We start from the raw sequence: 15,136 nt of genomic DNA on the forward strand, positions 1-15,136 counted from the left end.
GCGTCCACCGCGCGGCGGCCCGTTCACCCCCGCCGGGAGGCGGACCGGGGCGCATCCGGTGAGGATGAGGAGTGCATCGGCCGGTATACGGGGCAGGCGAGCGCAGAACCACGCAAGCCCGAGAAGGGACGCAGACCGTGGCACCACCCAGGATTCTCGTCGTCGGCGCCGGCTTCGCAGGTGTCGAATGTGTACAACGGCTGGAGCGCAGGCTCGCTCCGGGCGAGGCCGAGATCGCGCTCGTCACGCCGTTCTCGTACCAGCTCTATCTGCCGCTGCTGCCCCAGGTGGCCTCCGGCGTGCTCACCCCCCAGTCGGTGGCGGTCTCGCTGCGCCGCAGCCGCCGCCACCGCACCCGGATCATCCCCGGCGGCGCGATCGGCGTGGACACCGAGGCCAAGGTCTGCGTCATCCGGAAGATCACGGACGAGGTCGTCAACGAGCCGTACGACTACATCGTGCTGGCGGCCGGGAGTGTGACCCGGACGTTCGACATCCCCGGGCTGCTGGACCACGCGCGCGGGATGAAGACGCTGGCGGAGGCGGCGTACGTACGCGACCACGTCATCGCCCAGCTCGATCTGGCCGACGCCAGCCAGGACGAGGCGGAGCGGGCGTCCCGGCTCCAGTTCGTCGTGGTCGGCGGCGGTTACGCGGGCACGGAGACGGCCGCCTGCCTCCAGCGCCTCACCACCAACGCGGTCCGGCACTATCCCCGGCTGGACCCGAAGCTGATCAAGTGGCATCTGATCGACATCGCGCCCAAGCTCATGCCGGAGCTGGGCGACAAGCTGGGGCGGGCCGCCCTGGAGATCCTCCGCAAGCGGAACATCGAGGTGTCGCTCGGCGTCTCGGTCGCCAAGGCCGCCGCCGAGGAGGTCACGTTCACCGACGGCCGGGTGCTGCCCTGCCGGACGCTGATCTGGACGGCGGGGGTGGCGGCCAGTCCGCTGATCGCCACGCTCGGCGCGGAGACCGTACGCGGCCGGCTGGCCGTCACCCCGCAGATGAGGCTGCCGGGGGCGGACGGGGTGTTCGCGCTCGGGGACGCGGCGGCGGTGCCCGATCTGGCGAAGGGCGACGGCGCGGTCTGCCCGCCGACGGCCCAGCACGCCATGCGCCAGGGCAAGGTGCTGGCGGACAACCTGATCGCCTCGCTGCGCCGTCAGCCGCTCAGGGACTACGTCCACAAGGACCTTGGGCTCGTCGTGGACCTCGGCGGCAAGGACGCGGTCTCCAAGCCGCTCGGCGTCGAGCTGCACGGGCTGCCCGCGCAGGCGGTGGCGCGCGGCTACCACTGGTCGGCGCTGCGGACGAATGTGGCGAAGACCCGGGTCATGACGAACTGGCTGCTCAACGCGGTCGCCGGGGACGACTTCGTACGGACCGGGTTCCAGTCGCGCAAACCGGCGACGCTGCGGGACTTCGAGTACACGGACGCCTATCTGACGCCCGAGCAGATCAAGGAGCACACGCAGTCGTCGGTCATCAGGCACTGAGCACCGGCGTCCGAGCCGCGCCCCCGCTGCCTCGGGGGCGCGGCTCAGCGCTGCTGTGAGAGGACCGTCTCCACGGTGTCGGCCTCCTGTGCGGTCTTGTCCTCGCGGTAGCGCAGGACGCGGGCGAAGCGGAGGGTGACCCCGGCCGGGTAGCGGGTGGAGCGCTGGAGTCCGTCGTAGGCGATCTCCACGACGAGTTCCGGGCGTACGGTCACGATGTGGCCGTCCTCGCCGGTCGCCAGCTCCCGCAGCTTCTCGGTCTGCCACTCCAGCAGGGCGTCGGTGAGCCCCTTGAAGGTCTTGCCGAGCATCGCGAACGTGCCGTCGGGGCGGCGGGCGCCCAGGTGGAGGTTGGAGAGCTTGCCGGTGCGCCGGCCGCTCCCCCATTCGGCGGCCAGTACCACCAGGTCCAGGGTGTGCACCGGCTTGACCTTCAGCCAGGACGCGCCCCTGCGGCCCGCGCTGTAGGCGGCGGCCAGGTCCTTGACGACGACACCCTCGTGGCCGCGTTCCAGGGTCTCGGCGAGGAACGCCTCGGCGGCCCGGCGGGCGTCCGCGTCGCCCGGGTCGGGGACGAGGGTGCGCCGGACCCGCAGGGGCTCGGGGACCAGCCGGGCCAGGGCCGCGTGGCGGTCGGCGAAGGGGAGGTCGAGCAGGTCGTCGCCGTCGGCGGAGAGGGCGTCGAAGAAGACGGGCACGATCGGTACGTCGGCGGCGGCTGCGGCCACGTCCCGGCGCGAGCCCACCCGGGAGGCGGTCTCCTGGAACGGGCGCGGCCTGCCGTCCTCGCCCAGCGCGATCACCTCGCCGTCCAGGATGAACCGCCCGGTCTCCAGCCCGGCAACGGCGGCCACCAGTTCGGGCAGCCGGTCGGTGATGTCGTCGAGGGTCCGGGTGTAGGCGCGGACCCGGTCGCCGTCCCGGTGGACCTGGACGCGGATGCCGTCGAGCTTCTCCTCCACCGCGCAGGCGCCGAGCTTCTCGACGGCCTCGGTGACCGAGGCGGCGGTGTGGGCCAGCATCGGCTGGACGGGCCGCCCCACGGTGAGGCGGAAGGAGGCGAGCGCGCCGGGGCCCTCCGCGAGGAGGGGCCTGGCCACCTCCGGGAGCGATCCGGCGAGCATCACGGCCCGGCGGACGTCGGCGGGCGGGGCCTCGGCGGCCCTGGCCAGCGCGTCGGCGGCGACGGCGTCCAGGGCGCCCTGGCGGAGCTCCCCGGTGAGCAGGGCCTTCAGGAAGTGCTGCTCGTCGGCGGTGGCGGCGGCGAACAGGGCGCGCAGGCGCTCCCGGCGCAGGGCCTGGGAGCCGGTGCCGGAGATCGCCGCGAGCGCGGTCAGCCCGGCGTCGACCCCGGTGACGGTGAGGGTGGGCTCGGCGGCGGGTTCGACGGGGTCGCCGAGGGACCGCCAGCCGACGCCGATCCGCCCCTGGGGCAGCCGTCCGGCGAGGTACGGGATGGCCACGGGCACATCGTCGGGACCGGCGTCCCGGAAGAGCGCGGCGAGGAGCGCCACCTTCCGGGAGCGGGCGGAGGTGGCGGCGACCTCCAGGGAGACCTGGGCGAGCTCGGCGAGCAGCATGCGGCCATGGTGCTACGGGCGCGGGCGGACCGCCCGCTCAAGAGGCACCGGGCGCGCCCAAAAGAAGGCGTCGCCTTCCTGCGCGGCACATGAGGGCACCGCACCCTGTGCCGCACAGGAAGGCAACGCGTCATATGTAGTTGAGCGCGGCCGCCCCGCCCACTCCCCCGAGCACCATGAACGCGGGCATCAGCACCTTCATCTCCACCCAGCTGCCGGCCCGGAACCGCATGAACTTCGGCGGGCCGAGCGGGTACCAGCGCTTGCCGCCGATCGGGAGCGGCCACAGGATCGGGCACCCCGAGACGGTCAGCGCGTCCCCGATGTCGTGGACCAGCGCGCCGAGCACGATGGGCAGGCCGAGCCACATGTACTCCTGGCCGGGCGCGTCGAAGAGCCAGCCCGCGCCGTTGCCGGGCTGGTCGAGGACGCCCGCGAGAATCCAGGCGCTGGTGGCGCCGAGCAGCCAGACGAGGACGTCGCTGGAGACCCGGGCGGCCCGCCAGAGCAGGCCCTCGACGGCGAGCACCAGGTGGACGAAAAGGATCGCGAGGACCGCCCAGCGCCCACCGCTGACCGCGGCGAAGGAACAGCCGGCGCCCATCAGGACGGCGAAGAACCAGGTGTGGGTGAGCGTGCGGTGGCCGCCGGTGCGGCGGGGGTCGGCCTTGCTCTTGGTGGCCTTGTAGACGGCGTACGAGAGCTTGTCGGTGATCTCGCAGAGCCCCTTGGAGAGCGGGCCGAAAGCGCGCGAGATGGTCGCCGACTTGTGGTCGAGGTCGGGGGCGAGCGCGGCGCCCGCGCAGATCAGCGCCCCGACGACGAGGACGGGCCAGGGCATCGTGTGGCCCGTGGCGGCGGCTGCCGCGCCCACCCCCAGCCAGGCCGCTGCCCCTGACAGAGAGTGTGCCGGTCCCATCATGGTCGCTTCCGCCCCCAGTACGTCCTTGGCCCATCACCGGTACGGAGCGGGCTCGTTGAGTGCGCAGCGTATCGCCCATGATCTTGGTGGTGCCCGCCGGTTCCCTGATCCGGGCGGAAGACAGGCAAGATGGGGGGTGTGACCCTCATCGACCAGCTGCCGCAGACCGCCGACCCGGACGCCCTCTTCGAGGCTTTCTCCTCATGGACCGAGAGCCAGGGCATCACGCTTTATCCGGCTCAGGAGGAGGCACTGATCGAGGTGGTCTCCGGGGCGAACGTGATCCTTTCGACCCCGACCGGCTCCGGGAAGAGCCTGGTGGCCGCCGCCGCGCACTTCACCGCGCTGGCCCAGGACAAGGTGACCTTCTACACCGCGCCGATCAAGGCGCTGGTCTCGGAGAAGTTCTTCGACCTGTGCAAGCTCTTCGGTACCGAGAACGTCGGGATGCTCACCGGTGACGCCTCGGTCAACGCGGACGCCCCGGTGATCTGCTGTACGGCCGAGGTGCTGGCCTCCATCGCGCTGCGCGACGGGAAGTACGCCGACATCGGCCAGGTCGTGATGGACGAGTTCCACTTCTACGCCGAGCCGGACCGGGGCTGGGCGTGGCAGATCCCGCTGCTGGAGCTGCCGCAGGCGCAGTTCGTGCTGATGTCGGCGACGCTCGGCGATGTCTCGATGTTCGAGAAGGACCTGACCCGGCGCACCGGCCGTCCGACGTCGGTGGTGCGCTCGGCGACCCGCCCGGTGCCGCTGAGCTACGAGTACCGCTTCACGCCGATCACCGAGACGCTGACCGAGCTGCTGGACACCCGGCAGTCGCCGGTCTACATCGTGCACTTCACGCAGGCGGCGGCCGTGGAGCGGGCGCAGTCGCTGATGAGCATCAACATGTGCACGAAGGAGGAGAAGGAGAAGATCGCCGATCTGATCGGCAGCTTCCGCTTCACCACCAAGTTCGGCCAGAACCTCTCCCGGTACGTGCGCCACGGCATCGGGGTGCACCACGCGGGGATGCTGCCCAAGTACCGCCGCCTGGTGGAGAAGCTGGCGCAGGCGGGGCTGCTGAAGGTGATCTGCGGTACGGACACGCTCGGCGTCGGCGTCAACGTACCCATCCGTACGGTGCTGTTCACGGCGCTCACGAAGTACGACGGGACCCGGGTGCGGACCCTGCGCGCGCGGGAGTTCCACCAGATCGCGGGGCGCGCCGGGCGGGCCGGTTTCGACACGGCCGGGTTCGTCGTGGCGCAGGCCCCCGAGCACGTCATCGAGAACGAGAAGGCCGTCAAGAAGGCGGGCGACGACCCGAAGAAGAAGCGCAAGGTGGTCCGCAAGAAGGCGCCCGAGGGGTTCGTCGCCTGGTCGGAGACCACGTTCGACAAGCTGATCCAGTCGGAGCCGGAGCCGCTGACCTCCCGTTTCCGGGTCACGCACACGATGCTGCTCGCGGTGATCGCCCGCCCGGGCAACGCCTTCGAGGCGATGCGGAGCCTGCTGGAGGACAACCACGAGCCGCGCCGGGCGCAGCTGCGGCACATCCGGCGGGCCATCGCCATCTACCGCTCGCTGCTGGACGGCGGGGTGGTGGAGCGGCTGGAGACGCCGGACGCGGAGGGGCGGATCGTGCGGCTGACGGTCGACCTCCAGCAGGACTTCGCGCTGAACCAGCCGCTGTCCACGTTCGCGCTGGCCGCGTTCGACCTGCTGGACGCCGAATCCCCGTCGTACGCCCTGGACATGGTCTCGGTCGTCGAGTCGACGCTGGACGATCCCCGGCAGATCCTGGCCGCCCAGCAGAACAAGGCGCGCGGTGAGGCCGTGGGGCAGATGAAGGCCGACGGGGTGGAGTACGAGGAGCGGATGGAGCGGCTCCAGGAGGTCACGTACCCCAAGCCGCTGAGCGAGCTGCTGTGGCACGCCTACGACGTGTACCGCAGGAGCCACCCGTGGGTGAACGACCACCCGGTGTCGCCGAAGTCGGTGATCCGGGACATGTTCGAACGGGCCATGACGTTCACGGAGTTCACCTCGCATTACGAGCTGGCCCGGACCGAGGGCATCGTGCTGCGGTATCTGGCGAGCGCGTACAAGGCGCTGGAGCACACGATCCCGGACGACATCAAGTCCGAGGACCTCCAGGACCTGATCTCCTGGCTCGGCGAGATGGTGCGCCAGGTGGACTCCAGTCTGCTGGACGAGTGGGAGCAGCTGGCCAACCCGGAGGTGGAGACGGCCGAGCAGGCGCAGGAGAAGGCGGACGAGGTCAAGCCGGTCACGGCCAACCCGCGCGCCTTCCGGGTGCTGGTGCGCAACGCGATGTTCCGGCGGGTGGAGCTGGCGGCGCTGGACCGGGTACGGGACCTGGGCGAGCTGGACGGCGGCTCCGGGTGGGACGAGGACGCGTGGGGTGATGCCCTGGACGCGTACTGGGACGCGCACGAGGAGATCGGTACCGGTCCGGACGCGCGCGGCCCGAAGCTGCTGAAGATCGAGGAGGACCCGGCGCACGGTCTGTGGCGGGTCTGGCAGGCGTTCGCCGATCCGGCGGGCGACCACGACTGGGGCATCCAGGCCGAGGTGGACCTGGCGGCCTCCGACGAAGAGGGCCGGGCGGTCGTCCGGGTCACCAAGGTCGGCCAGCTGTAAACAGGCCCACAACGGCAAAGGGAAAGGCAGCGCATGACGAATCCGGCCGAGCGCCTGGTGGACCTTCTCGACCTGGAGCGGATCGAGGTCGACATCTTCCGGGGCCGCAGCCCCGAGGAGTCCCTGCAACGGGTCTTCGGCGGGCAGGTCGCGGGCCAGGCGCTGGTGGCGGCGGGCCGCACCACCGACGGGGAGCGCCCGGTGCACTCGCTGCACGCCTATTTCCTGCGCCCGGGCCGCCCCGGCGTACCGATCGTCTACCAGGTGGAGCGGGTGCGCGACGGCCGCTCCTTCACCACCCGCCGGGTGACGGCCGTCCAGGAGGGCCGGACGATCTTCAACCTAACGGCCTCCTTCCACCGCCCCGAGGAGGCGGGCTTCGAGCACCAGCTGCCGCCGGCCCGGACCGTCCCGGACCCGGAGGAGCTGCCGACGGTCGCCGACGAGGTGCGCGAGCACCTGGGCGCGCTGCCGGAGGCGCTGGAGCGGATGGCCCGGCGCCAGCCCTTCGACATCCGGTACGTGGACCGGCTGCGCTGGACGAAGGAGGAGATCCGGGACGCCGATCCGCGCAGCGCGGTGTGGATGCGGGCGGTGGGCCCGCTGGGCGACGACCCGCTGGTGCACACCTGCGCGCTGACGTACGCGAGCGACATGACGCTGCTGGACGCGGTGCGCATCCCGGTGGAGCCGCTGTGGGGCCCGCGCGGCTTCGACATGGCCTCCCTGGACCACGCGATGTGGTTCCACCGGCCGTTCCGGGCCGACGAGTGGTTCCTGTACGACCAGGAGTCGCCGATCGCGACGGGCGGGCGCGGGCTGGCGCGGGGCCGGATCTACGACCGTGCGGGGCGGCTGCTGGTGTCGGTGGTGCAGGAGGGCCTGTTCCGTCGGCTGTAGTACGGGCCCGGCTCAGGTGCCCGGCAGCGGGTCCTGCTCGACCTCGTGGCGGCGGGTGCGGATGTCGGGCGGCGCGGGGTGCAGTTTGGCGTCGCAGGACGGGCCGAGGCCCGTCCTGCGGGAGTCCGCTCCGGTGAGCGGACGGCCGCAGAGGCGGCAGCGGATCAGGCGGCGGGACGGGGCGTCACCGGAATGCTCCTCGCGGTCGACTGCGGGCAGCGGTTCGGGGAAAGGTTCGGGAGACTGCACAGGGGGAGATCCTTCCTCATCGGGAGCCGTACCGGGCCCTGACCGGTGCGCCCGATGAGCGCGCCGCCGACCCTTCCGCTGTGATCGTTCCGCTGGAAAGGACCCCCTAACCCATGACCGAGATCGTCCACGTGAGCGGCCCCGAGCTGGTCACGTACGCCGACGAGATGGCCGAGCTGCTGGTGGAGACCGTCGAGGAGGGATCGTCGGTGGGCTTCCTGGCCCCGCTGGACCGGGAGGCGGCGGCTGTCTGGTGGCGGGAGCGCGCGGCGGCCGTGGAGTCCGGGCAGGTCTCCATCTGGATCGCCCGGGAGGGCTGCCGGGTCGCCGGAACGATCGCCCTGGTCCGGGCGCCACTGCCGAACGCCCGCCACCGCGCGGAGGTCGCCAAGCTGATGGTCCGGCCCTCGGCGCGCGGCCAGGGGCTCGGGCGGGCGCTGCTGGCGGCCGTGGAGGCGTACGCGGAGATGCAGGGCATCACGCTGCTGATCCTGGACACCGAGAGCGGCAGCCTGGCCGAGCAGGTGTACTGCAAGGCGGGGTGGACGGAGGTGGGCTCCGTACCGGGATACGCGGCCGATCCGGCGGGCAGCCTCAAGCCGACCACCTTCTACTACAAGGAGCTCGCCGGGCCGTGAGCGGCAGCCGGGGAGCGGCACAATGAGCACCACACGCGATGATCAGGGAGAGAGCTTCATGACGCTGCACGACATTCCGCTGCGCACCCTCACCGGCGAGCCGACCACCCTGGGCGCCTGGAGCGGCCGGGCCGTCCTGCTGGTGAACGTGGCGTCCAAGTGCGGGCTCACGCCGCAGTACGAGGGCCTGGAGCGGTTGCAGCAGGCGTACGGGGACCGGGGCCTGACCGTGCTCGGTGTGCCGTGCAACCAGTTCGCCGGGCAGGAGCCGGGGAGCGCGGAGGAGATCCAGACCTTCTGCTCGACGACGTACGGGGTCACCTTCCCGCTCCTGGAGAAGATCGACGTCAACGGGGCGGACCGGCACCCGCTGTACGCGGAGCTGACGAAGCTGGCCGACGCGGACGGGGAGGCCGGGGACGTCCAGTGGAACTTCGAGAAGTTCGTGATCTCTCCGACCGGTGAGCCGGTGGCCCGTATCCGGCCGCGCAGCGAGCCGGAGTCGACGGAGGTCGTGGCGGCGATCGAGGCGCAGCTGCCGGGCTGAGCGATGGCGTGAAGGAAGGGGGCCGTCCTGGACGGCCCCCTTCTTCCCGGTCTGTCCGCTAGCGGATCGGCATCCCCGAGAGCGTCCGGGCGATCACCAGGCGCTGGATCTCGCTGGTGCCCTCGAAGATGGTGTAGATCGCGGCGTCCCGGTGCATCCGCTCGACCGGGTACTCCCGGGTGAAGCCGTTGCCGCCGAGGATCTGGATGGCCTGCGCGGTGACCTGCTTGGCGGTCTCGCTGGCGTACAGCTTGGACATGGAGCCCTCGGCCGAGGTGAACGGCTTGCCGGTGGTGGCCATCCAGGAGGCGCGCCAGACCAGCAGCCGGGCCGCGTCGATCCGGGTGCGCATGTCGGCGAGCTGGAAGGCGATGCCCTGGTTGTCGATGATCGGGCGGCCGAACTGGGTGCGGGTCTTCGCGTAGTCGAGCGCCACCTCATACGCCGCCCGGGCGGTGCCCACGGCCATCGCGCCGACGGCCGGGCGGGATGCCTCGAAGGTGGCCATCGCCGCGTTCTTGACCCGCTCGCCGCCCGCCTTGGCACGCTCCCGGGCGCGGGCGAGGCGCTCGTCGAGCTTCTCCTTGCCGCCGAGCAGGCAGTGGCCGGGGACGCGGACGTCCTCCAGGACCACTTCGGCGGTGTGGGAGGCCCGGATGCCGTGCTTCTTGAACTTCTGGCCCTGGGAGAGGCCGGGGGTGTCCGGCGGCACGATGAAGGAGGCGTGGCCCTTGGAGCCGAGGTCGGCGTCGACGACGGCGACGACCACGTGGACGTTGGCTATGCCGCCGTTGGTCGCCCAGGTCTTGGTGCCGTTGAGGACCCACTCGTCCTTGGCCTCGTCGTAGACGGCGCGGGTGCGCATGGAGGCGACGTCGGAACCGGCGTCGGGCTCGGAGGAACAGAAGGCGGCGACCTTCACGTCGTTCGCGTCGCCGTACATCTGCGGTATCCAGGTGCCGATCTGCTCCTCGGTGCCGTTGGCGAGGACGCCGACGGCCGCCAGGCCCGTACCGACGATGGACAGGGCGATGCCCGCGTCGCCCCAGAAGAGCTCTTCCATGGCCATGGGGATGCCGAGCCCCGTAGGGTCGAAGAACTGCTGGGCGTAGAAGTCGAGGGAGTAGATGCCGACCTTGGCCGCCTCCTGGATGACGGGCCAGGGCGTTTCCTCACGCTCGTCCCATTCCGAGGCCGCGGGGCGGATGACGTCCGCCGCGAAACCGTGAAGCCAGTCACGGACCTGCTTCTGGTCGTCGTTGAGATCGAGCGTGAACTCGGCCATGTTCCCCTCCATGCGCTGCCGTGAAAAGCACGCGTTACTTGCGGTAACCGCAGTCTGTTACCGGACAGTAGCCGCTGTCAACCGCCCCGGAGCTGATCGACAGGGGCGCCGGGCGTGGTGCTACGTTGCGCAGGCGCGAAGAAGCAGACGTGAAGAAATCGCATGGCCAGGGGCGGGAGAGAGACGACATGGAGACCACACGCGGCGCCGAGCGACAGCGGACCGCGGCCGAGGCTCGCCGCCGCGAACTGCTCGAAGCGGCGGACCGGGTGGTGCTCAGGGACGGCCCGCAGGCGTCGATGAACGCGATCGCCGCCGAGGCCGGGATCACCAAGCCCATCCTCTACCGCCACTTCGGGGACAAGGGCGGCCTCTACCGCGCGCTGGCCAAACGCCACACCGACGCCCTCCTCAGCGCCCTGCGCGCGGCCCTGGACGCCCCCGCCGAGCGCCGGGCCCGGGTCGAGGCCACGCTCGACACCTACCTCGCCGCGATCGAGGCCCGCCCGCAGGTCTACCGCTTCCTGATGCACCCCGCCGACGGAACGGCCGACTCCGCCACCTCCCCCGAGCAGGGCTTCGACGTCGGCCGCCACTCCGCCCCGCTGCTGCGCCTCCTCGGCGAGGAGCTGGGCCAGGTGATCGTCGAGCGGGTGGACCTGGGGCCGGACAGCGAGCAGATGGCCCGCATCTGGGGCCACGGCATCGTCGGCATGATGCACGCGGCGGGCGACTGGTGGCTCGCCGACCGGCCCTGCTCCCGCGAGCGGCTGGTGCGCAGCCTGGCGGACCTGCTGTGGGGGCGGCTGGCGGAGGCGGGCGACCGCGACGTCAAGGGCGGCCCGGGGTTCTAAAAAGCCCCGGGTTCCAGGACACGTCCGGCCCGGGGTTCTAAGGCGTGTCCTTACGGGCCCACGGCGCCCTGCGCGCCGCCCGCAGCGCCCGGGACCGCCGCAGCCCGGTCAGCCGGTCGGTGTAGACCCTGCCCTCCAGGTGGTCGCACTCGTGCTGGAGGCACCGGGCGAACCACCCCGTGCCCGTGATCCGCACCGGCTCGCCCGTCATCGTCAGGCCCTCGACGACCGCGCGGTCGAAGCGTTCCGTGCCCGCTTCCAGCCCCGGAAGTGACAGACAGCCCTCCGGTCCGCGTACGGTGAGTCCGTCCGCCTCGACCAGTTCGGGGTTGACGACATGTCCCAGATGACGGACGTCATCGTCGTCCGGGCAGTCGTAGACGAACACTTTGAGCGGGACGCCGATCTGGTTGGCGGCGAGCCCGACACCCTGCGCGGCGTACATCGTGGCGAACATGTCCTCGACCAGCCTCGCGAGCGACGGGCCGAACTCCGTGACGTCCTCACAGGCGCGGTGGAGCAACGGGTCGCCGAGCAGACTCATCTCACGGACGAGTCCGGAACTGCCGGGGATCGGGCGGTTTCGCATGGCGGCAAGCGTACGTTCCGCCGCCGCCGGGGAGTTCCCGTGGTGCCGCGGTGCGGTCGCCGCGGCGGACATCGATAGGCTGGGCGCGGACCGATGCAAGGAGGATCTAGGACGATGGCAGGCAACACGGAGCCGTTGTCGCCGCGGGCCAAGCTGGCCGTGACGGCGGGCAAGGCCGCGGCGGCGGTGTCACGCGCCGCGGGGCGGGGCAGCGGATCGGTGATCGGCGGCCGGGTGGCGCTCAAACTCGACCCCGACCTGCTGGGGCGGCTGGCGCAGCACCTGGACGTGATCCTCGTGTCGGCGACGAACGGCAAGACGACGACCACCCGGCTGATCGCCGAGGCGCTGCGGGCCGCCGGGCCCGTCGTGTCGAACGCGCTCGGCGCGAACATGCCCGCGGGCATCACCTCGGCGCTGGCCGGCGGCTCGGACGCGAAGTTCGGCGTGATCGAGGTCGACGAGAAGTACCTCGCCGGGGTCGCCCGCGACACCACCCCCAAGGCGATCGCGCTGCTCAACCTCTCCCGCGACCAGCTGGACCGCGCGGCCGAGACCCGGATGATGGCCGAGCACTGGCGCGAGGGCCTCTCCGGCTCGAAGGCCGTGATCATCGCCAACGCGGACGACCCGCTGGTCGTCTGGGCGGCCTCCTCCTCGCCCAACGTGGTGTGGGTGGCGGCCGGCCAGGCGTGGAAGGACGACGCCTGGTCCTGCCCGTCCTGCGGCGGTGTGATGCAGCGCCCCGGCGACGACTGGTTCTGCGGGCAGTGCGGCTTCCGCCGCCCCGCCCCGAGCTGGGCACTCAACGGCGACTACGTCCTGGACCCGCACGGTTCGGCCTGGCCGATCCACCTCCAGCTGCCCGGCCGCGCCAACAAGGCCAACGCCGCCAGCTCGGCCGCCGTAGCCGCCGTCTTCGGAGTGCCGCCGCAGGTAGCGCTGGAGCGCATGTACCAGGTGCAGGCGGTCGCGGGGCGTTACGACGTCGTGAACTTCCAGAACCGCGAGCTGCGGCTGCTGCTGGCGAAGAACCCGGCCGGCTGGCTGGAGACGTTCTCGCTGATCGACCCGCCGCCGACGCCGGTGATCCTCTCCGTCAACGCGCGCGGCGCGGACGGCACGGACACCTCCTGGCTCTGGGACGTGGACTACACCCAGCTGGCCGGTCACCCGATCTTCGTGCTCGGCGACCGCAAGCTGGACCTCGCGGTCCGCCTGGAGGTCGCGGGGCTGGACTTCCGGGTCTGCGAGAGCCTCGACGAGGCCGTGCAGTACGCCCCGCCCGGCCGCATCGAGGTCATCGCCAACTACACCGCCTTCCAGGATCTGCGCCGTCGTGTCGGCAACTGACCCCGGCCCCGGCCACCTCCGGAGAGGACGAAGCATGAACAACGGTCTGCGTCTGGTCTGGGTCTACCCCGACCTGCTCAGCACCTACGGCGACCAGGGCAACGCCCTGGTCGTGGAGCGGCGGGCCCGGCAGCGCGGTCTGGACGTACAGCGCGTCGACGTGCGCAGCGACCAGCCGGTGCCGACGTCCGGCGACATCTATCTGATCGGCGGCGGCGAGGACCGGCCCCAGCGCCTCGCGGCGGAGCGGCTGCGCCGCGACGGCGGGCTGAGCCGGGCCGCGTCCAACGGCGCGATCATCTTCTCGGTCTGCGCGGGCTACCAGATCCTCGGCCACGAGTTCATCAACGACCTCGGTGAGCGCGAGCAGGGTCTCGGCCTGCTCGATGTGATCTCCACGCGCGGCGAGGGCGCCCGGTGCGTCGGCGACGTACTGGCGGACATCGACCCGCAGCTCGGCCTGGAGCCGCTGACCGGGTTCGAGAACCACCAGGGCGTCACCCATCTCGGCCCGACGGCACGGCCGTTCGCCCGGGTGCGGTACGGCCGGGGCAACGGCACCGGGGACGGCACGGAGGGCGCGTACAACGACACGGTCTTCGGGACGTACATGCACGGTCCGGTGATGGCCCGCAACCCGCAGATCGCCGACCATCTGCTGAAGCTGGCCCTCGACGTGAACGCGCTGCCGCCCACGGACGACCGCTGGTACGAGGCGCTGCGCGCCGAGCGCATCGCGGCCGCGACCCAGCCCGCCTGAGGTCACCGGCCCGGCCCGCCCGATGAGGCGTTTCCCGCTCGCCCGAGCGGCGTCCGTCTGAGGCGATTTCCGCTCGATCGAGCGGAGTCCAGCAGGCGGACGGCCGGTTCGGTCCCGCCACCCTGCGCCGGTAGGGTGGCGGAGATCCAACCGGACGACGTGGTCCGGTCGTCGACTTAACGTTGCAAAGGTTCTCGGGCCATGCGCATTGGCGTACTCACCTCCGGCGGCGACTGCCCCGGCCTCAACGCCGTCATCCGTTCCATCGTGCACCGCGCGGTGGTGGACCACGGCGACGAGGTCATCGGCTTCCACGACGGGTGGAAGGGCCTGCTGGAGGCCGACTACCGCAAGCTGGACCTCGACGCGGTGGGCGGCATCCTGGCCCTCGGCGGCACCATCCTCGGCTCCTCCCGGGTCCAGCCCGCGCATCTGCGGGACGGTGTGGAGCGGGCCCGCGGCCATGTCGCCGACCTCGGCCTGGACGCCATCATCCCGATCGGCGGCGAGGGCACGCTGAAGGCGGCCAACCTCCTCTCCGAGGCCGGGCTGCCCATCGTCGGGGTCCCCAAGACCATCGACAACGACATCGCCTCCACCGATGTGACCTTCGGTTTCGACACCGCCGTCGGGGTCGCGACCGAGGCCCTGGACCGGCTGAAGACCACCGCCGAATCGCACCAGCGGGTGCTGATCGTCGAGGTCATGGGCCGCCACACCGGCTGGATCGCCCTGCACTCCGGGATGGCCGCCGGTGCCCACGCCATCGTGGTGCCCGAGCGCCCCTTCGACATCGACGAGCTGACCGAGCTGGTCGGCAAGCGCTTCTCGGCGGGCAAGAAGTTCGCCATCGTGGTGGTCGCCGAGGGCGCCAAGCCCCGCGCGGGCTCCATGCAGTTCGAGCAGGGCGTCAAGGACATCTACGGCCACGAGCGGTTCGCCGGGGTGGCCACGCAGCTCTCCGGGGAGCTGGAGAAGCGGCTCGGCAAGGAGGCCCGCCCGGTCATCCTCGGCCACGTCCAGCGCGGCGGCACCCCGACCGCGTACGACCGCGTCCTGGCGACCCGGTTCGGCTGGCACGCTGTGGAGGCGGCGCACCGGGGCGAGTTCGGGATGCTGACCGCGCTGCGCGGCACCGACATCGTGATGGTCCCGCTGGCGGAGGCGGTCGAGACGTTGAAGACGGTCCCGGCCGAGCGGTACGCCGAGGCGGAGTGCGTGCTCTAGCGGAACCGGCCCCCGAGAACTGCCCCCGCCCGCAGCCGCGGCCGGGGGCAGTTCTACGCTGTACCGGACAACCGGCACGAA

General features: G+C 71.6%; 14 protein-coding genes. 9 read left to right on the top strand and 5 right to left on the bottom strand.

What is annotated here, in order from left to right; all coding sequences use genetic code 11:
- Positions 1 to 137: 137 nt before the first annotated feature.
- Complete coding sequence (locus tag B7C62_02720; protein ARF71288.1) at positions 138 to 1,499, top strand: NADH-quinone oxidoreductase subunit E; 1,362 nt, start codon at positions 138 to 140, stop codon at positions 1,497 to 1,499.
- 44 nt (positions 1,500 to 1,543) lie between these two features.
- Here B7C62_02720 and B7C62_02725 read toward each other — a convergent pair whose 3' ends face one another.
- On the bottom strand, positions 1,544 to 3,079 hold the full coding sequence (locus B7C62_02725) for an ATP-dependent DNA ligase (GenBank protein ARF71289.1): 1,536 nt from the start codon (positions 3,077 to 3,079) through the stop codon (positions 1,544 to 1,546).
- A gap of 130 nt (positions 3,080 to 3,209) precedes the next feature.
- Positions 3,210 to 4,001 (bottom strand): hypothetical protein, encoded by a 792-nt coding sequence (locus B7C62_02730; protein ARF71290.1) that lies wholly within the window; start codon positions 3,999 to 4,001, stop codon positions 3,210 to 3,212.
- Between the two features lie 138 nt (positions 4,002 to 4,139).
- Between B7C62_02730 and B7C62_02735 the strand changes: the two genes are divergently transcribed.
- Together B7C62_02735 and B7C62_02740 are read left to right on the top strand one after the other, a co-directional pair.
- Positions 4,140 to 6,653, top strand: coding sequence for a DEAD/DEAH box helicase (locus B7C62_02735; protein ARF76954.1), 2,514 nt, complete (start codon positions 4,140 to 4,142; stop codon positions 6,651 to 6,653).
- A 33-nt stretch (positions 6,654 to 6,686) separates the two neighbouring features.
- Positions 6,687 to 7,553 (top strand): acyl-CoA thioesterase II, encoded by an 867-nt coding sequence (locus tag B7C62_02740; GenBank protein ARF71291.1) that lies wholly within the window; start codon positions 6,687 to 6,689, stop codon positions 7,551 to 7,553.
- A 12-nt stretch (positions 7,554 to 7,565) separates the two neighbouring features.
- On the opposite strand, the gene B7C62_02745 is transcribed toward B7C62_02740, so the two are convergent.
- Entirely contained in the window at positions 7,566 to 7,802 is a 237-nt protein-coding gene (locus B7C62_02745) for a hypothetical protein (GenBank protein ARF71292.1), read from the bottom strand.
- Positions 7,803 to 7,915: 113 nt separating this feature from the next.
- Here B7C62_02745 and B7C62_02750 point away from each other — a divergent pair, with 113 nt between their 5' ends.
- Both B7C62_02750 and B7C62_02755 read left to right on the top strand, forming a co-directional pair.
- Positions 7,916 to 8,440, top strand: a complete 525-nt coding sequence (locus B7C62_02750; protein ARF71293.1) for a GNAT family N-acetyltransferase — start codon at positions 7,916 to 7,918, stop codon at positions 8,438 to 8,440.
- A 58-nt stretch (positions 8,441 to 8,498) separates the two neighbouring features.
- Entirely contained in the window at positions 8,499 to 8,987 is a 489-nt protein-coding gene (locus B7C62_02755; protein ARF71294.1) for a glutathione peroxidase, read from the top strand.
- A 58-nt stretch (positions 8,988 to 9,045) separates the two neighbouring features.
- Here B7C62_02755 and B7C62_02760 read toward each other — a convergent pair whose 3' ends face one another.
- Positions 9,046 to 10,272, bottom strand: a complete 1,227-nt coding sequence (locus tag B7C62_02760) for an acyl-CoA dehydrogenase (protein ID ARF71295.1) — start codon at positions 10,270 to 10,272, stop codon at positions 9,046 to 9,048.
- A gap of 188 nt (positions 10,273 to 10,460) precedes the next feature.
- On the opposite strand from B7C62_02760, the gene B7C62_02765 reads away from it, so the two are divergent.
- Positions 10,461 to 11,126, top strand: coding sequence for a TetR family transcriptional regulator (locus B7C62_02765; GenBank protein ID ARF71296.1), 666 nt, complete (start codon positions 10,461 to 10,463; stop codon positions 11,124 to 11,126).
- Positions 11,127 to 11,163: 37 nt separating this feature from the next.
- On the opposite strand, the gene B7C62_02770 is transcribed toward B7C62_02765, so the two are convergent.
- Positions 11,164 to 11,715 carry a peptide deformylase gene (locus B7C62_02770; GenBank protein ID ARF71297.1) on the bottom strand — a complete coding sequence of 184 codons (552 nt, stop codon included), beginning with the start codon at positions 11,713 to 11,715 and terminating at the stop codon, positions 11,164 to 11,166.
- Between the two features lie 114 nt (positions 11,716 to 11,829).
- Between B7C62_02770 and B7C62_02775 the strand changes: the two genes are divergently transcribed.
- The 3 genes from B7C62_02775 (at position 11,830) to B7C62_02785 (ending at position 15,055) form a co-directional block, all read left to right on the top strand.
- The gene (locus B7C62_02775) at positions 11,830 to 13,068 is read left to right on the top strand and encodes a ligase (GenBank protein ID ARF71298.1); all 1,239 of its coding nucleotides are present in this window, start codon (positions 11,830 to 11,832) and stop codon (positions 13,066 to 13,068) included.
- A 34-nt stretch (positions 13,069 to 13,102) separates the two neighbouring features.
- Positions 13,103 to 13,828 carry a glutamine amidotransferase gene (locus B7C62_02780; protein ID ARF71299.1) on the top strand — a complete coding sequence of 242 codons (726 nt, stop codon included), beginning with the start codon at positions 13,103 to 13,105 and terminating at the stop codon, positions 13,826 to 13,828.
- Positions 13,829 to 14,029: 201 nt separating this feature from the next.
- Positions 14,030 to 15,055 (top strand): 6-phosphofructokinase, encoded by a 1,026-nt coding sequence (locus tag B7C62_02785; protein ID ARF71300.1) that lies wholly within the window; start codon positions 14,030 to 14,032, stop codon positions 15,053 to 15,055.
- Positions 15,056 to 15,136 lie beyond the last annotated feature (81 nt).

Source organism: Kitasatospora albolonga, from assembly GCA_002082585.1.
In the GTDB taxonomy this organism is placed as follows: Bacteria; Actinomycetota; Actinomycetes; order Streptomycetales; family Streptomycetaceae; genus Streptomyces; species Streptomyces stephensoniae.